Source organism: Pedobacter polysacchareus, from assembly GCF_019802255.1.
In the GTDB taxonomy this organism is placed as follows: domain Bacteria; phylum Bacteroidota; class Bacteroidia; order Sphingobacteriales; family Sphingobacteriaceae; genus Pedobacter; species Pedobacter polysacchareus.
In genome coordinates this window covers 475,019-491,859 of record NZ_JAHYSS010000004.1, presented here as the reverse complement: position 1 = coordinate 491,859, position 16,841 = coordinate 475,019, and the positions used below count along the sequence as shown (strand labels likewise).

General features: G+C 40.1%; 15 protein-coding genes. 5 read left to right on the top strand and 10 right to left on the bottom strand.

Going from position 1 to position 16,841, the window contains the following annotated elements; genetic code table 11:
- Positions 1–15 precede the first annotated feature (15 nt).
- Positions 16–1,353 carry a GH1 family beta-glucosidase gene (locus K7X70_RS13380; RefSeq protein WP_222537533.1) on the bottom strand — a complete coding sequence of 446 codons (1,338 nt, stop codon included), beginning with the start codon at positions 1,351–1,353 and terminating at the stop codon, positions 16–18.
- A 134-nt stretch (positions 1,354–1,487) separates the two neighbouring features.
- Positions 1,488–3,302 carry a MutS-related protein gene (locus K7X70_RS13375; RefSeq protein WP_222537532.1) on the bottom strand — a complete coding sequence of 605 codons (1,815 nt, stop codon included), beginning with the start codon at positions 3,300–3,302 and terminating at the stop codon, positions 1,488–1,490.
- A 202-nt stretch (positions 3,303–3,504) separates the two neighbouring features.
- On the opposite strand from K7X70_RS13375, the gene rlmH reads away from it, so the two are divergent.
- Positions 3,505–3,978 (top strand): 23S rRNA (pseudouridine(1915)-N(3))-methyltransferase RlmH, encoded by a 474-nt coding sequence (rlmH, locus tag K7X70_RS13370; protein WP_222537531.1) that lies wholly within the window; start codon positions 3,505–3,507, stop codon positions 3,976–3,978.
- Between the two features lie 62 nt (positions 3,979–4,040).
- On the top strand, positions 4,041–4,169 hold the full coding sequence (locus K7X70_RS24440; RefSeq protein ID WP_255607170.1) for a hypothetical protein: 129 nt from the start codon (positions 4,041–4,043) through the stop codon (positions 4,167–4,169).
- 172 nt (positions 4,170–4,341) lie between these two features.
- Here the strand turns inward: K7X70_RS24440 and K7X70_RS13365 are convergent, their stop codons facing one another.
- Together K7X70_RS13365 and K7X70_RS13360 are read right to left on the bottom strand one after the other, a co-directional pair.
- Positions 4,342–4,881: a DUF5606 family protein gene (locus tag K7X70_RS13365; protein WP_222537530.1), complete on the bottom strand. Its 540-nt coding sequence runs from the start codon at positions 4,879–4,881 to the stop codon at positions 4,342–4,344.
- Between the two features lie 26 nt (positions 4,882–4,907).
- Positions 4,908–5,369, bottom strand: coding sequence for a peptidylprolyl isomerase (locus K7X70_RS13360; RefSeq protein WP_062550399.1), 462 nt, complete (start codon positions 5,367–5,369; stop codon positions 4,908–4,910).
- A 247-nt stretch (positions 5,370–5,616) separates the two neighbouring features.
- On the opposite strand from K7X70_RS13360, the gene K7X70_RS13355 reads away from it, so the two are divergent.
- Entirely contained in the window at positions 5,617–6,798 is a 1,182-nt protein-coding gene (locus K7X70_RS13355) for an asparagine synthetase B (RefSeq protein WP_255607169.1), read from the top strand.
- 37 nt (positions 6,799–6,835) lie between these two features.
- Here the strand turns inward: K7X70_RS13355 and K7X70_RS13350 are convergent, their stop codons facing one another.
- The 3 genes from K7X70_RS13350 to lpxK are packed head-to-tail and all read right to left on the bottom strand — an operon-like array spanning position 6,836 to position 10,729.
- Positions 6,836–8,881: a putative porin gene (locus K7X70_RS13350; protein WP_222537528.1), complete on the bottom strand. Its 2,046-nt coding sequence runs from the start codon at positions 8,879–8,881 to the stop codon at positions 6,836–6,838.
- Positions 8,881–9,696, bottom strand: a complete 816-nt coding sequence (locus K7X70_RS13345; protein ID WP_222537527.1) for a purine-nucleoside phosphorylase — start codon at positions 9,694–9,696, stop codon at positions 8,881–8,883. Before K7X70_RS13345 ends, K7X70_RS13350 begins: the two co-directional genes overlap by 1 nt.
- Complete coding sequence (gene lpxK, locus K7X70_RS13340) at positions 9,668–10,729, bottom strand: tetraacyldisaccharide 4'-kinase (RefSeq protein ID WP_222537526.1); 1,062 nt, start codon at positions 10,727–10,729, stop codon at positions 9,668–9,670. Before lpxK ends, K7X70_RS13345 begins: the two co-directional genes overlap by 29 nt.
- 112 nt (positions 10,730–10,841) lie before the next feature.
- Between lpxK and pruA the strand changes: the two genes are divergently transcribed.
- Complete coding sequence (pruA, locus tag K7X70_RS13335) at positions 10,842–12,476, top strand: L-glutamate gamma-semialdehyde dehydrogenase (protein WP_222537525.1); 1,635 nt, start codon at positions 10,842–10,844, stop codon at positions 12,474–12,476.
- Positions 12,477–12,588: 112 nt separating this feature from the next.
- On the opposite strand, the gene can is transcribed toward pruA, so the two are convergent.
- From can to K7X70_RS13320, 3 genes are all read right to left on the bottom strand, one after another.
- Complete coding sequence (gene can, locus K7X70_RS13330; RefSeq protein ID WP_222537524.1) at positions 12,589–13,269, bottom strand: carbonate dehydratase; 681 nt, start codon at positions 13,267–13,269, stop codon at positions 12,589–12,591.
- 6 nt (positions 13,270–13,275) lie between these two features.
- Positions 13,276–14,880, bottom strand: coding sequence for a SulP family inorganic anion transporter (locus K7X70_RS13325; RefSeq protein WP_222537523.1), 1,605 nt, complete (start codon positions 14,878–14,880; stop codon positions 13,276–13,278).
- Positions 14,881–14,959: 79 nt separating this feature from the next.
- A complete protein-coding gene (locus K7X70_RS13320) occupies positions 14,960–15,301 on the bottom strand; it encodes a hypothetical protein (RefSeq protein WP_222537522.1) in 342 nt (113 codons plus the stop codon).
- Positions 15,302–15,499: 198 nt separating this feature from the next.
- Here K7X70_RS13320 and K7X70_RS13315 point away from each other — a divergent pair, with 198 nt between their 5' ends.
- Positions 15,500–16,738 carry a porin gene (locus K7X70_RS13315; RefSeq protein ID WP_222537521.1) on the top strand — a complete coding sequence of 413 codons (1,239 nt, stop codon included), beginning with the start codon at positions 15,500–15,502 and terminating at the stop codon, positions 16,736–16,738.
- Positions 16,739–16,841 lie beyond the last annotated feature (103 nt).

The window sequence follows — 16,841 nt, the reverse complement described above, 5'->3', positions numbered from 1 at the left end:
GATCAGCCCGTTTTTTTATTGGGAAAGAAACTGCTGCCACCAGTAACCGGAGTCTTTTATCGTTCTGGCTTGTGTTTTAAAATCGTTATGTACCAGGCCAAAGCGGGCATTGAAACCTTCTGCCCATTCAAAATTATCCAGCAGCGTCCAGGCCATATATCCGGTGATGTTTAGTCCTTCATTTTTGGCTTTCAACAAGGCGGTCAGGTATTCCTTAAAATAGGCAATCCTTTCCTGATCATGTATCTTTCCATTTACTAGTTTATCAGGATAAGCAGCGCCATTTTCTGTGATTACCAGGCTTTTGATCTTCGGATAAGCGGCGAATTGCTTGATGATATTATAAAAGCCATTCCCGTTTACCTCCCATCCCATTGCCGTATGTGGCATTTTACGACTTTTTGCCTTTACTTCCCAGGCCTGGATCACCGGAATAAAAGCATTGTATTTAATCGTCAGCGGAAAATAGTTCTGAATCCCGATAAAATCGAAGTCGAAGCTGAGGCGTTCGGTATGGCGCCAGGTGGAATGCTGAATAGAGAATTTTTCCATCACCTCCCAGTCGGTACCAGGATAACCCATTCCTAAGGTGGGTTCGATAAACAAACGGTTCATCAGGCAATCTACGCGTTGCGCGGCCAGCAGATCAGATTCGCTTTGCGTATAAGGAATCACTTCACAGCAGGAGAAACTGGTGCCTATATTGGCATTACTCACTTCTGCGCGTAATATTCGTCCGCCATCTGCTTGTGCAATGGCGGCATGGTGCACCGCAGAGAAGAAATTGGTGAGTCCGGTTTTCCCTGGCGCATGGATGCCCAGCATGTAACCTAAGGAAGTGAATCCGAAGGGTTCATTGAGCACAATCCAGTTTTTCACTTTGTCTCCGTAAGTTTTCGCACAGATGCCGACAAAAGCATTAAAGGCGCTGTTGATGCCAAAGGCCGTCCAGCCTCCCTCCGCTTCCAGTGCTTCAGGCAGATCCCAATGGTATAATGTAATGTAAGGTATGATGCCTTGGCGCAGGCATTCATCAATCACTTCATGGTAGAAACGAATGCCTTCTTCATTAACGATTCCTTCTCCATAAGGTAAAATCCTTGGCCAGGAGATAGAAAAGCGAAATATGGAAAAGCCCAGCAATTTAACCAGCGCAATGTCTGCTTTGTAATGATGGTAAAAATCACAGGCGATGGACGGGGTATGTCCTTTTTTGATCTTTCCTGAACGCAGGGAATAGGTATCCCAGATGGAAGGGCCTTTGCCATATCCATCTGCAGCACCTTCTATCTGCGCCGCAGCAGTAGCGATTCCCCAGGAAAAATCAGTTCCGAAATCTGATGCTTTTATCATAATTCTCCTTTAAGCTACTGTATTTCTAATGAATTCAGGGTTAAAATAAGGATTTCAGTCTTTCCTGAGCTTCCTCAGAAATTACGTTCAAATGAAATCCTTATTTGAATAAAGGCTAATATGGGGATAAGCTATTAATTTAATGTTAAGCCTATCTCCTTTAATAGTAAAGCCGCGTTAAAAGTAGTGCAAGGGCCATGTTTTAATTTATAATCGAAATTCATTTCACCTTCATTGATCTGAATGTCAAAATGATAGTTTCTCACTTGCTTTGGATAATCGGCGATCATTTCGGACAGCTGCAGATCATGAGTTGCAAATAGGGCAGGTGTTTTTTGTTCGATTAACTTTTCAATAAACACTTTAGAACCGAGGAATTTGTCGCGGCTATTGGTTCCTCTCAGCATCTCATCGATTAATACCAGTGAATTTGAAGAATTACTGATGGCATCCAATATCATCTTTAAGCGGTTCAGCTCAGCTTTAAAGGTAGAGGTCTGGTCATTTAAAGAATCTTTAATGCGCATATAAGACAGCAGATGAAAAATAGAAACTGACATTTTATTCGCGCAAACTGGTGTTCCGGCAAAAGCCAGGACCATATTGATGCCTATAGTTCTTAAGAAAGTGCTTTTTCCTGCCATATTAGAGCCTGTTACAATGTCTACAGTAGGTTTTTCCATCAATTGAAAATCGTTCAGTACACGTACGCTTTGAGGAATCAATGGATGTCCTAATCCGACCACCTGCAAATGGAAATTATCTTCCAGTTCCGGGTACGTCCATTCTGGTTGGTTATAGGCTAGTGTTGCGCATGAAATGAGTTCTTCAAATGCAGTTACGCGGGTTAATCCACCCATAACCGGCTTAGCGTATTGTTCATGCCATTTGACCAGGTACATGCAGCATTTCAAGTCCCATAGAAAGAATAGATTGAGAAAGCCTCCAAGAATCACGTTTAAACGCGCGTCAAAGGCCTGAATAATTTTCGCAAGTTGTTTGATCTGTGCACTTACTGCTAATCCCTCTTCTTTTTCGGCAAACAGATTTTTAATATAAGGGCTGTTCCAAGCCACGTCTTCTGTCCATTTGATGATTCCAGAGAAGGAGGTTAATAAATTTGCACCACCTGTAAAGCCATAATAAACTTTATTGATGTGGTGTAAATTCAGAAAGCTAAGTCCAGCATGGAAAGTGGCAAATAAGCCGACGATCTGCCATAATGCGCCACCAAAAATCAGGGCGGCAGCAAATAGCGCCATGGAAAGGTAAGGGACAATTTTCACATAGAGCTTAAGCCATGGTTTATCTGTAAAGCGCAATTGTTCCGGTAAATCATGAACCAGTTTACGTTGAATGGTCCGCAAGTGTTCAGGTTGGTGGCTTTGCAATTCTGCACGGAAATGAAAAGTTTGATCGATGTGACCGGTCAATTCTTTGATGGCTTCCTGACGTGCTAGTATAGTGTCTTTATCATTCGGTTTACCCAGGTTTACTGCCAATAAATCCATACCTCTTTCGGTTTTGCAGCGGTTACTGAAAGCGTATAAAGAACCAGGTCCGTAAATATCAAGGTCTGAGGCATAGGGATGCAGTTCATCTTCGTATTGTACCCCGCTATTGTAACCGTTTTTCCCTGTCAGTATTTGATTGACTTCATTTTGATAAACCCATAAAAGTTGTCCGGCATAAGTTAACTCCACCTGAACTGCACTTTGCTTTTTTACCAGTATCAAAAACAGCACAAATGGAATGACCAATAAGCCTGTTAATATTGGATGAAAGCCCATGTTGATGATGGCTGCAAGGATCAGAATTTCCGCAACAAACAATCCTAATCTGGAAAAGGAGATGTTATTGAGTTTCTTTTTAAGGGCAGAAATCCGTGTTTCCTGCGCTGCAATATTATTTTGGTAGTCCTTTAAAATACTATCTTTTGTTTTTACCATTATCTTTGGATGTTCTCTAATTGGATAAATATAGGGAATAGAATTATACACTTAGGAAAGCAGGACCAGTTTAGCGTGTTTATTCGCGATTTCAAACATTCAGCGCCTTTTAACAGACTCAAAATCATAAATATATGGCTGCTGCACTGAAAATCAAGAAGAGCGACTATTGTATTTGGAATAGATAAACCATATTAAACGAATGAAAATTACATTATTGGTTGTAGGAAAAACCGAAGATAAATACCTGATTGAGGGGATTGACAAATATTTGAAAAGGTTAAAACACTATATCAACTTCAGCCTGGTGGTGATTCCTGATGTAAAAAACACGAAAAACCTGACTGAAGCACAGCAGAAAAGCAAAGAAGCAGAGCTGATTTTAAAACAGATCAGTAACCTGGATACGGTCATTCTGATGGATGAGAAAGGGAAGAAATATACTTCGGTATTATTTTCCAATTACCTGAATAAACAGATGATTGGCAGTGTGCAGCATCTTATTTTCATCATTGGCGGTCCTTATGGCTTTGATGAAAGTGTGTACCAACGTGCCAATGGAAGTATGTCTTTATCAGACATGACGTTTTCTCACCAGATGGTGCGTCTATTTTTTGTAGAGCAGCTTTACCGCGCGTTCAGTATTTTAAAGGGAGAGCCTTATCACCACGAATAAATGTATCGCTTTGTGTTGTGGAAAACCAGTACATTGATCATCATTAATAAAAAGGAGTTATTATGCAATTGCCAAGTGATTTTAAAAGAAAATACAGATACAGGAGCAATCCAAGAAGAGACCGCCTGAATTACATCATTGCCATCATCATTTCAGCGATCGCTTTTCTATTGATCTGGTTTTACCTGTAATTTAGTTTTGACTAGCGCCTTTTATTCCTGAGAGGACCAATGATCAGATGCTTTTATCTGCCTGATTCATTTATTTATTGTCAATTATTTCAGGAAGGTACAGGGATTATAAAAAAAGCCGGATCTGTTAAAGATCCGGCTCTTGTATAACCTATTTTGTCCAGTATAAAGACTAAACGCCTTTTTTGCTAGTCATGCTCGCTTTTTTAGCTGGCTGAGCTGCTTTACTTGGTGCTTTTGTATTAGATGGTTTCGGGCTTGCTTTCACTTTCTTCTCCGATTTATCTTCAATTTTAACACCATCCTGGTCTACAACTGCTTCAGGAGCTGCTTCACTGAAAAGTGGCAATTCCTTTAACAAATGGTACCAAGAAACAATTTTCTTCATATCAGAAGTATAAACTTTCTCCTGGTCATGACCTGGAGCAACTTCTAAAAAGAATGCTTTTAAATCTTTTGCATCTGCTTTTGCATCAGGAATATTTCCTTTAGCAGCAACGATATTTGCAAAAACATCCAATAACTTCAAATCGTCATCTTCGCCGTATACGGTAATGTCTTCTAATGACGCTAGTTTAGTTGTAGTAATGTTTGCTACAATTTTAACTTTCTGTGCATCCAGACTTTCTAAAACGTATCCGCCTTTATTTTGTCCTACCAGCTTAAATAGACCTGGTCTTCCAGATACTGCAACGATTCCTCTTAAATTCATAATATTTTGTTTTTGAGAAGTAAGAACTAGTCTTCAATTACTTCTATCCCTATAATCTTATCTCCTTGTTTGATATCGTCAACAATATCAACATTTTCTATTACTTTTCCGAAACAAGTATGTACTCTGTCTAAATGAGCAGTATTGTCTCTGCTATGACATACGAAGAATTGAGAACCTCCAGTATTTCTACCAGCGTGTGCCATAGACAATACACCACGATCATGGTATTGGTTTTCGCCAGTTAACTCACAATCAATTTTGTAACCTGGGCCACCAGTACCTGCTAAATGTGCTTTAGACGGGTCTTTAGAGTTTGGACAGCCACCTTGAATCACGAAATTAGGAATTACCCTGTGAAAAGTAACGCCATCATAGAATCCTTCTGAAGCTAATTTCTTAAAGTTAGCAACGGCATTCGGTGCATCCTGATCGTAAAACTGAACAGTCATGTTACCTTTATCTGTTTTTATTATTGCTTTGCTCATGATAATTTTGTGTAAATGACAAATTTAGTAAATTGAAATGACTCCTGAATATTAATTGCAGGTAAAAAAGCCATGGATACTGATTATCGTCTATAAACGTTTATTCAGTACCATAATTTTATTATAGGTTTATAAAAAATTACATTCGCATATACCCCGATAAAGTATGTCCCTTAAAAAAGTATATCTGCTGTTGTGTTTAATGGTTGTTAGCTTCGGCTTAAAGGCCTCATCTATTCTTGTTTATATGGACGAAGACCAGAAGAATCACCTTAAAGCTTATGGTATTGCGTATTGGAGTATCCAGCAAAAGGCCGAAGTGAGCTGGTTGCTGAATTATAGAGGAGGGAGTTTTTTGCTCCAGTATCATAAAAACATCGAGGATGAATGTAAAACCCGCGGCGTTTCTTATCAGGTATTGGCAGATGGAAAGGTCACGGCCATCCTCAATGAGATCAGTGATCCGGAAGTAAATATGGAAGTGGTAAAACTGGAGAAATCACCAAAAATTGCGGTTTATTCACCAAAAAGCAAGCTTCCCTGGGATGATGCCGTTACGATGGTGCTGAGGTATGCAGAGATTCCTTATGATGTGGTGTATGATGATGAGGTGTTAAAAGACAAACTTGCGGGTTACGACTGGCTGCATTTGCACCATGAGGATTTTACGGGGCAGTACGGTCGTTTCTGGAGTTCTTTCCGCAATGCGGGATGGTATCGGGAAGATGTCAAAAACCAAGAGGCAACCGCAAAAAGAAATGGTTTCAATAAGGTATCGGAAATGAAGCTGGCAGTGGCCAAAAGAATTAAAGAATTCTGTGCTGGCGGAGGCTTCTTATTTGCCATGTGTTCCGCCACAGATAGCTACGACATTGCATTGAGCGCTGAAGGAGTAGACATTTGTGAAAGTATGTTCGATGGTGATGCTGCAGATCCACAGGCACAATCAAAAATAGACTATAAGAAAACCTTTGCCTTTCAAAATTTCAAACTGGATACTAATCCTAATAATTACGAATTTTCAGATATTGATGCTACTCAAACCAGAACATTGGTTCAGAGCAACGATTTTTTTACCTTATTTGAGTTTTCTGCGAAATGGGACCTGGTACCAACTATGTTAACCCAGAATCATGAAAAGGTGATCAAAGGATTTATGGGGCAGACTACTGCCTTCCGAAAATCTGTAGTGAAGCCAAACATCACGGTATTGGGAGAAAATAAAGGTGCGGAAGAAGTTCGGTACCTAAATGGGGAGATTGGTAAAGGGCAGTTTACCTTTTATGGCGGCCATGATCCTGAGGATTATCAGCATGCGGTAGGTGATCCACCAACAGATTTGAACCTGCACCCTAACTCAGCTGGTTACAGACTCATTTTGAATAATGTTTTGTTTCCTGCGGCTAAAAAGAAACCGCAGAAAACATAATATGCATTGGATAGAATGGAGATCCTAGTATAGAAACTTAATCGTAGAAGCTCCAGCTTACTCCGAATTTAACCAGAACTCTGTCCATCATCGGATAGCGGTTCACAGAATAATATCCTTTAGAGAGTAGGCCCTGATTGGCGTAATCTGTTTTCACAAAGATATTCGCTTTTCTCAGACTCGCCTTTACCCAGACATCGAGAATTGGTGTGGAATCGAAGGTAGTGCCTTCTCCAACGTAAAACTGACCTGCTGGTGCAGAATAGGAATAGTTTTTATAAGGTGTATTGTAACGGATATCAAATCCAACATTCGTTTTTAACGCTTTAAAGAAAGTATGGTCCAGGAAGAAGCTGGCAAAAGCATACAATTCTGGTGTTCTCAAAATGTTAGGATTGTCAGTTTTTTGATAAACCAGGTAACTGTCCAGGTTGAATTTACCGAATTTCAGTTTTTTACCCAGGGTAATTTTCAACAGGTTAATGCTGTTGAGTTGCGCAGGTATGATGTTATTTGCATTTTTTGCAAAAAACACATTATCTAATGCCTCACCATCTTTTGGAGGAGGGTTGGTGAAATACAGGTAATCGCTGATCCTAAAATACTCTGCACTGGCTTCAAAATTCAGTCGGTCGTTCAGGTATTTAAAAGACAGATTAATGGTTTTTGTACGGTTAAAGTCTTCCTTCCAGTTGTAATGGTTACCAAAATATCTGATATAGACTTCTTCTGGCGACTTATTCTGAAAATACCCTCCCAATACAATCCGCCCTACCGACTTGCTCAAGAGAACATTACTTTTCGCTTCATATAGAAAATCACCGCTGTTTCTTCCCTGAAATATTTGCTGTAAATCTACATTCAGATCGATACGGTTACTGAACCTATATCCTGCAGAACCTAAAAGTGTGATGTTCTGAAAAGTGGAGTTGTAATTGTAATAGGTAGAAATTTTGTCTGGATAAAATACGCCTTGATAGTACTTATAGAAATCATGTCTGATCCCCGCATCTACTTTCAGCTCATTTTTGATGATAGAATTACCCTTTCCACGGAGGAAAAAACTGTACATAAATTCATTCTGTACATTCATATAGCGGGTACTATCGTAAGTAACAGAAAGATCTGCTATGCCAGGAGGGATGGCAGTATGATCATCTAAGGAGCTTTTATGAAAAGTGTATGAATTCTGATTGTATTTAAAAGTGTAAGCTATTTTATTGGTGGGTAAGATCTTGTCTGAGATTTCCTGTGCCAGACTGTCTATCCTTCCTACAAAATAAGTTTGCTTGATCATGAAGGAATTTGAACGGTAAATATGCCCTGCATCCTGCAGTCTAACTGGTTCAGACATATGGTCTAAGCCAAAGGAATTGTAATTACTACTATAGATATTGTTATTGGTAATGGAACCGTTTTCACGTGCTTTCAGTGTATTAAAAATCGCGGCAACCCATAGGTTATATCGCTTATTAGGGCTTTGATACCAGGTAAAAAGATCTGCGTTTAAGTGATCACCTCTTTGTCGGGGGTAATAACCATTGGCCCCAATCCTATTGTAATTCGCTCCGATGTTCCAGTTTTTTTTGATATTCTGGGAATGGGTAACTTTGAAAATGGCTTCTGTTTCACCGGCAGAAATAAAGTATAGATTCGTATATGCTGTTCTGGCTTGATAATATTTGATATCATCCTGACCGATGGCATAAAAATCCAGGGAGTGAAAGCCTGCATCAAAACCAATGGTTTTTGAAGGTTCAAACAACATCGGCATCGCTGCCAGACCAAGATTTCCCGTACCGACGGTCGGTCTTCTCGGCTGTGCAATCATACTGAAGTTCTGGAACCCTGCAAGCGTGGTATCCAATGGCAAAGTCTGAATGCTGTCTTTCGTCAGCTTCAAGGTTGTATACCTGATGAAGCGGGAAGTAAAAATCACCGAGTCCGTTCCTGATTCTTCTTTCTTTCTTAAGGAATCCAGTAATTTATTGTCGTTGACCGTCGTTTTTAAATCCTGAGCAAATAAAGCTCCACTCCCTAACAGGAAAAAGCAAAAAACAAATAAAGCAATGCTTTTGTACATTATAAGGTAGAGATTAATTGGCTCAGTATTGTTGTCATTCTTGGTTCTGCAACTCTTGCAGTTTCAATAATTTCTTCCAGACTTACTGGTTGCAGTTCTTCCGGAAAACCTTCGTCAGTTAACACAGAAATCGCAAATACCGGGATGCTCATGTGTCTGGCCACAATCACCTCAGGAACAGTGCTCATGCCTACAGCATCACCACCGATAATACGTAAATATTTATATTCCGCCTTGGTTTCCAAATTTGGGCCAGTTACCGACACGTATACGCCCTGGTGGCAAACAATATCATTGTCTTTTGCGATTTGCAGCGCTGATTTAATTAATGATCTTTCGTATGGCTGACTCATATCCGGGAAACGAGGTCCCATATCACTGTCGTTTCTTCCACGAAGCGGGCTTTCTGGCTGCAGGTTGATGTGGTCATTGATGATCATCAGATCGCCTTTTTTATAGTCAGGATTTAAAGATCCTGCCGCGTTAGACACGAGAAGATGTGCAATTCCTAAGGCTTTCATTACACGGATTGGAAAAGTAATCTGCTGCATGCTATAGCCTTCATAATAATGCAGTCTACCTTGCATGGCCACCACTCTTTTCCCGTTTAATGTACCAAATATCAATTTCCCGGAATGAAATTCCAGTGTAGAGATCGGGAAATTAGGGATATTGGAATACATCAATTGATGTGCGACTTCTATTTCGCCTACCAATCCGCCCAGACCAGTTCCTAAAACGATGCCAATTTCTGGTTGGAAATCATTCGTTTTACGCTTTAGATATTCAACGGTTTCGTGTATGACTTGAAACATAAGCTATAATTTTTTGATCAAATATAATTTTATCTTTTGCGCTTAGCCCTATTTTGACAGGCAAATAAAAGATTGGTAAATTTAGCAGTAATTCTTTTAAAGTACCATCTAATAAACGCTGCGCATCCTTTTCTGTTGTGATGATGATTTTTTCTGTAGTTGGCTCGCTGTTAAAGGCAGCAACCAGGTCATTTATATTTTGCTCGGTAAAGCGGTAATGATCCGGATAATCATGGTGCCTGATCTTGGCGGTGTACTTCCCTAAATACTGCAGTAATGGCTTTGGATTGGCGATTCCAGTTAGCAAAAACACGGTAGTGCCTTGAGTTATTGATTCACAGACCCGGTTTTCTCCGGAGATTAAAGGTACCAAATTCTGATAAATTAAAGACGAAAAAACGGTTTCCTTTTGCCAGTGATCTTCAAGTTTATTTAAGCATTTTGAGGCCTCATCAGGCTTTATACTTTCCGGAGATTTGGTGATCAGTATGGATTGTGCTCTTTTATAACCGGAAAAACTTTCCCTCAGGTTTCCGGCAGGCAGCAGAAACTGTGGTTTCAGCAGCTTTTCAAATTCAAATAGCAGGATGTTGAATCCGGCAGAAATGGCACGGTGCTGATAGGCATCGTCCAGAATAATCAGGTCGTGATCTTGTTGTAATCGCCCTGCGCCAAGCACCCGATCTTCACAAACGGCCACCGTCACCTGCGGAAATTTTTTATAAAACTGCATGGGCTCGTCCCCAATGGTTTCGGCTGTTGCCTGATCATCCGCGAGGATAAAACCTTTGGTCTTACGGCCATATCCTCTGCTCAAAATGGCAATTTTTCGATCTGGAAAAAGGCGCACCAGGTATTCTGTGACCGGGCTTTTACCGGATCCACCAACTACCAGATTTCCCACGCAAATCACCGGAATATCAAAGCCAGTAGCTTTAAATACACCGATATCATAGAGCTTGTTCCTCACAAAAACTACGATGCCATATAGGATGGAAAAAGGAAATAACAGGTAGCGTAAGTATTTTATCATGCTGCGCTTCAAAAATAAGAATTATAGCGCGTATTGCATGAAGTTTATACATATTGAGCGTTACCGGGCAACAAAATAAAAGGCTATCTTTGTACAAACAATATTTTATATCATGCTTAAAGGATTTTTTAACGTACCAACTCCGGTTAACGAGCCTATTTTAGGTTACGCTCCGGGAAGTAAAGAACGTGAACTTTTGAAGGCCGCAATTGCCGAAGCCCGCTCTAAAAAAATTGACATCCCGATGTACATTAACGGAAAGGAAGTCCATACTGACCATAAAGGAACTGCGACTCCTCCACACGATCATCAGCATATTCTTGCTGAGTACAGCAAAGGAACAAAGGAACACGTAAGTCAGGCGATTGATGCTGCCCTTGCAGCTAAATCAAAATGGGAAAATTTAGCATGGGAACACCGTGCAGCGATCTTCCTGAAAGCAGCTGATCTTATTGCTGGTCCATACCGCTATAAATTAAACGCAGCAACGATGCTGGGTCAATCAAAAAATGCTTACCAGGCAGAGATTGATGCCGCTTGTGAGCTGATCGACTTCCTTCGTTTTAACGTAAGTTATATGTCGGAAATCTATAAACAACAACCTCCGGTTTCTCCAAAAGGATCATGGAACAGAGTAGAACAACGCCCGTTAGAAGGTTTTGTATTCGCTTTAACGCCATTTAACTTCACTGCAATTGCTGGTAACTTACCTACTTCAGCAGCGATGATGGGGAACGTAATCGTTTGGAAACCTGCAAATACTCAGATTTATTCTGCAAATGTATTGATGCAGATTTTCAAAGAAGCAGGTTTGCCTGATGGCGTAATCAACCTGGTATATGTTTCCGGACCGGAAGCAGGTGAAGTGATCTTTAACCACCCTGATTTCGCAGGTATCCACTTTACAGGATCTACAGGCGTATTCCAGGACATTTGGAAAACGATCGGAAATAACATTCATAAATTCAAAACTTACCCACGTATCGTTGGGGAAACAGGTGGTAAAGACTTTATCCTTGTTCATGGTTCGGCAGAAGCAGAATCTTCCAGCACAGCGATCATTCGTGGTGCATTCGAATACCAGGGACAAAAATGTTCTGCTGCTTCACGTGTTTACGTAGCAAAAAGCATCTGGCCTAAAGTAAAAGAATACATGCTTCGCGATCTTGCTGAGTTCAAAATGGGTGGAACTGAAGATTTCGGCAACTTTATTAATGCAGTAATTGACGGAAATTCTTTCGACAAATTAGCTAAATACATTGACGAAGCTAAAAAAGACAGCAGTGTAGAAATTATTGCTGGTGGTAACTACGACAAATCTAAAGGATACTTTATTGAGCCAACAGTATTGGTGGTTCAAGATCCTAAGTATGTCACGATGAGCGAAGAATTATTCGGTCCGGTATTGACTTTATTTGTATATGATGATGATCAATTTGATGAGATTTTAGACATCGTAGACAGCACTTCAATCTATGCCTTAACAGGTGCTGTGATTGCTCAGGATCGCTATGCGATTGAAAAAGCAACTCATCGTTTGAGAAATGCAGCGGGTAACTTCTACATCAATGATAAATGTACAGGTGCCGTTGTTGGACAGCAGCCGTTTGGTGGTGCCAGAGGTTCTGGTACAAACGATAAAGCAGGTTCAATGATCAATCTTTTACGTTGGGTTTCTCCACGTACGATCAAAGAAACTTTTGATCCACCTAAAGATTTCCGTTACCCATTCTTGTCTAACGACTAGTAGTTTTGATTGGATCTTTTGATCCATCATTCTATATAAAAAAAGCGGAGGATCCATTTTGGACCTCCGCTTTTTTATGAAATAGCGCCGCTCATCGCAGCGCTTCCTTTCCTTATTTTAATTTTTCAATTCCATCCATTCTAAAGACAGAATTCAAAGTGCTATTGTTTTCACAAGTAACTCCCAGATCTGAGATGAAGCCATTTTCCAGGCTATAAGCCCAACCATGCAAGCTTAATCTCTTACCATTAGCCCATCTGTTCTGAACGATAGAGGTTTTAGTCAGGTTAAATACACCTTCGATTACATTCAGCTCCACAAGTCTTTCGCTTCTCTTCTTTTTATCAGAGATCATGTCCAGTTCATGGTAATGCAATCTGTAAGTATCTTTAATGTTTCTCAACCAGTTGTCAATAATTCCATATTGTTTATTACCCATGGCAGCTTCTACCCCACCACAGCCATAGTGGCCACATACAATTACGTGCTCTACTTCTAATACGTTAACCGCATAATCCAATACACTCAACATATTCATATCGGTATGAACAACTACGTTAGCAATGTTACGGTGAACAAAGATATCCCCAGGATTGGTATTCGTGATCTGGTTTGCAGGCACACGACTATCTGAACAACCTATCCAGAGGATCGGTGGTTTTTGTCCGGCAGATAAACGCTCGAAGTATTTAGGATCTTCTGCTAAAGTGGCAGCCACCCAGTCCTTATTTCCTTGTAATAACCCTTCGTATGTAATTTGGTCTCTATCTTGTTTTTCTAATTTTGCGCACATAATAATTTAATTATTAATTTCTTCTATGATTTTACTGTCCAATTTTGGCACAGTATATTGTTTCTTAATGTTCTCTAATATCACTATTGTCCCTTTCGTATAAGCGTTGTGCTTAAAGTTGAAAATTGTTTCCAACACATCCGGATCAATATATCGGGAATTCGTTCCATCAATAGTGACATTTGTTTCTTTTGGAATATTGTTCAGCATCACCTGAATGGCTGCTTTATTTAAAAATGAAACCTCTTCAGCTAATTTAATGCGGAGATTTTTCTTATTTCCATCTTCCTGAATTTTGTAGAAAAAAGGATTACGCATGTTTGTACGCAACAGGTAGAAGATGGAGAATAACATCCCTACGGCCACACCTTTTAAGAGGTCGGTCAATAACACGGCAATAATCGTGATTACAAACGGTACAAACTGGTCCCAGCCTTTATGGTACATATGTTGGAATAAAGCAATACGTGTTAACTTATAACCGGTTACCAATAAAATTGCTGCCAAACAGGCCAGTGGAATCATATTGATCACACCCGGGATAAATAAGAAAGACAAAAGTAACCATCCTCCGTGAAAAATCGCAGACATTTTAGTTCTTCCTCCAGCATTTACGTTTGCGGAACTCCTTACGATTACGGAAGTTAGGGGCAAACCACCCAACATACCGCTGGTCATATTACCTACACCCTGAGCTAATAACTCTCTATTTGTTGGGGTTGTTCTTTTGATCGGGTCGATTTTATCAACCGCTTCAATACTCAATAAGGTTTCTAAACTGGCTACTACAGCAATCGTTGCGGCAACCACCCATACTTTACTATCAGTAATGGCAGAGAAATTAGGCAAGGTAAATAAGGCAGTCAGATCTGACCATCCGTTCACCACCGGAATTTCTACCATTTGTGAGGTATTCAAGGCGTAGCCTGTTCCCTGGAAAGCGATACTTAATATAATTCCTAAGGCGACCACGACCAATGGTGCAGGAATTACATTTACTTTTTTCAGCTTCGGCCAGTATATTAATACGGCAATAGACAATCCACTGATGATAATCGCAGCCAATGTAAAATGACTAAACGCATTTCCTATAGCGGAAAACGTGTTTTGGTTGTCTCCCTGAAAAAAGCTTTCATCACCAAAGAAATCAGAATCTACGCCCAAAGCATGAGGAAGCTGTTTCAGGATTAAGGTCACCCCAATCGCTGCCAGCATTCCTTCGATAACGCTGGAAGGGAAATAATTACCGATCATTCCGCCTTTCAGCAAGCCCAATACGATCTGCATCGCCCCTGCCAATACAACTGCCAGTAAAAACGTTTGATATCCTCCCAGTTGGCCAATCGCACCAAGCACGATTGCGGTAAGCCCTGCAGCAGGACCACTCACGCTCAATTGAGAACCACTTAGACTTGCAACTACAATACCTCCCACAACACCAGTAATTAAACCGGCGAATAATGGTGCTCCTGAGGCCAGGGCCACACCCAAACATAAAGGCAATGCCACCAGAAATACCACAATACTGGATGGCAAGTCACGCTTTAAGTTCTTTTTTAATATATACTTCTTCACTTCCAATCTTGAAAAGATCGAGTTACTATTTTGCATAAAACAATGTTTTAATTCTTGTAAACTAATTTAAAAAATTGCATAGCTATCCTGATAACAGGTTAGTTATACGAATAAATTAGGCCAAGTTAGGAGGAGGGGTCGGTACAGAGGGATGGAAAGGATCCACATGACGTTTAAAGTGATCAATATAGCTGTTGCTGATACCGAAATGGCTCAGAACCGCATTAAAATCCATTGTATAATGGTTATCGATCATTTTATAATCCAAGAGGTTCACTTTAGCTTTACCACTGTCACCGTCGGCACTATGCTCAACTTCGATCTGCATGATCACCAGTTGAATGCTTTCCTTTTGAATATCGTTGAAAAATACGGGCGCCCCAGAAATCATCATCTTTACGCAAAAGATGCCTAGAAAGGTAATAATGATTAAAAGACGGTATTTCCGTAATGACATTTTGATTATTTAGTTCATGCTTAACTGTTCAAAAATAGCTCCAAAAAAGCCGAACTAGCAAATTGTCATGTAAAAAAAATGTAATTTCCTCCATATTCCATTCAAAAGCAGGTGATTAAATTTTAAAACGGAGGTTTTCTATAGATAAATGAAGCATTAAGCGTAATTTAGGCAGCTCAAAATACGTTGATCATATTCATGAGAAAATTATTACTATTTATCGTCATGCTGGTGCCTTTCTCTTTACTTGCACAAAGCAATAACGCCCCTTCTTCTTACGCCCCGCATGAAATAAACATCACCGGGTATTTACAGACACAGTTCCAAAAGGCGCAATCTGGAGGAATTAATTCTTTTTCAGGAGGAGATTTTTCCAAAAATTCAGATTCTCGTTTTATGATCAGAAGGGGCAGGTTAAAGATCGACCGTGCCGATAAATATTCCAGCATCGTTTTCCAGATTGATGCGACTCAAAATGGTGTGCAGCTGATGGATGCCTTTATTCAGTTTCACCAGGAAGAGACCAAACAGTTTCTTTTTACAGCAGGTTTGTTTAACCGTCCTTTTGGCTATTCTATCGTATATTCATCAGGATACAGAGATTTCCCGGAACGCGCAAGGGTATTTCAGACGTTGATGCCTAGAGAACGTGACCTTGGTGCCATGATTAGTTTCAAGCCTGATTACAAACCTTTAAGCTTTCTGTCTGCTGATCTTGCAGTGATCAATGGAAGTGGATTAACCGCCAGAGATTATGATTCTAAGAAAGATATCGTAGCGAATCTGGGTTTCAAATTTGACAGCCTTTCCAATAAAAAATTAAACCTAGGTTTCGGGGCTTCTTACTATAAAGGCTATGTACGTAGTGATACGGAGAGTTTTTTTGTCAGAAATGGCAGTGGTTTTGTAAAAGATACCAATCCAAGTCATGTCAACGATTATGCAAACCGTGATTATTATGGCGCAAACTTACAGGTAGCCTATGACAATTCTTTTGGCACGACTTCATTTAAAGCAGAATATGTAGCCGGGAAACAACCTGGGGTAGCTGCAGCCGCCGATATTACCGGCCCTATCGCAAGCACCAGTTTCTCCGCTCAGCCAAAAACAGACCTCTACCTGCGTGAATTTAACGGCTATTATTTCTGGTTAACACAGCGAATTGGCAAATCTAAATTCAATGCCTTACTTGCTTATGATGTTTACGATCCGAACGTTCATGTATCAGAAAAAGAAATTGGTGCGCCAAACAGCAATACCACTGCCGGGGATATTAAGTTCAGTACCCTGGGTTATGGCCTTACTTATATGATGAACGGCCGCTTAAAACTAACACTATACAATGAGCATGTGGTAAACGATGATACACAGCTACCTCAATACACCAAAGACCTTAAAGATGATGTGTTTACTGCCAGACTACAGTACCGCTGGTAATCACCAGCTATTTAATAAATATTGCTATTTTACGAAATCATTATAGCAGACTTACAATCTCAGTTAAATGATGGCCTTAAAATCTGCATTTAACTGAGATTGT

Bases quoted from the DNA above. Each gene is read 5' to 3' on its own strand.
- pruA (WP_222537525.1), top strand. From the start codon at position 10,842: ATGCTTAAAGGATTTTTTAACGTACCAACTCCGGTTAACGAGCCTATT.
- K7X70_RS13350 (WP_222537528.1), bottom strand. From the start codon at position 8,881: ATGTACAAAAGCATTGCTTTATTTGTTTTTTGCTTTTTCCTGTTAGGG.
- K7X70_RS24440 (WP_255607170.1), top strand. From the start codon at position 4,041: ATGCAATTGCCAAGTGATTTTAAAAGAAAATACAGATACAGGAGCAAT.
- K7X70_RS13320 (WP_222537522.1), bottom strand. From the start codon at position 15,301: ATGTCATTACGGAAATACCGTCTTTTAATCATTATTACCTTTCTAGGC.
- can (WP_222537524.1), bottom strand. From the start codon at position 13,269: ATGTGCGCAAAATTAGAAAAACAAGATAGAGACCAAATTACATACGAA.
- rlmH (WP_222537531.1), top strand. From the start codon at position 3,505: ATGAAAATTACATTATTGGTTGTAGGAAAAACCGAAGATAAATACCTG.
- K7X70_RS13365 (WP_222537530.1), bottom strand. From the start codon at position 4,881: ATGAATTTAAGAGGAATCGTTGCAGTATCTGGAAGACCAGGTCTATTT.
- K7X70_RS13315 (WP_222537521.1), top strand. From the start codon at position 15,500: ATGAGAAAATTATTACTATTTATCGTCATGCTGGTGCCTTTCTCTTTA.
- lpxK (WP_222537526.1), bottom strand. From the start codon at position 10,729: ATGATAAAATACTTACGCTACCTGTTATTTCCTTTTTCCATCCTATAT.
- K7X70_RS13355 (WP_255607169.1), top strand. From the start codon at position 5,617: ATGGACGAAGACCAGAAGAATCACCTTAAAGCTTATGGTATTGCGTAT.
- K7X70_RS13360 (WP_062550399.1), bottom strand. From the start codon at position 5,369: ATGAGCAAAGCAATAATAAAAACAGATAAAGGTAACATGACTGTTCAG.
- K7X70_RS13325 (WP_222537523.1), bottom strand. From the start codon at position 14,880: ATGCAAAATAGTAACTCGATCTTTTCAAGATTGGAAGTGAAGAAGTAT.
- K7X70_RS13375 (WP_222537532.1), bottom strand. From the start codon at position 3,302: ATGGTAAAAACAAAAGATAGTATTTTAAAGGACTACCAAAATAATATT.
- K7X70_RS13380 (WP_222537533.1), bottom strand. From the start codon at position 1,353: ATGATAAAAGCATCAGATTTCGGAACTGATTTTTCCTGGGGAATCGCT.
- K7X70_RS13345 (WP_222537527.1), bottom strand. From the start codon at position 9,696: ATGTTTCAAGTCATACACGAAACCGTTGAATATCTAAAGCGTAAAACG.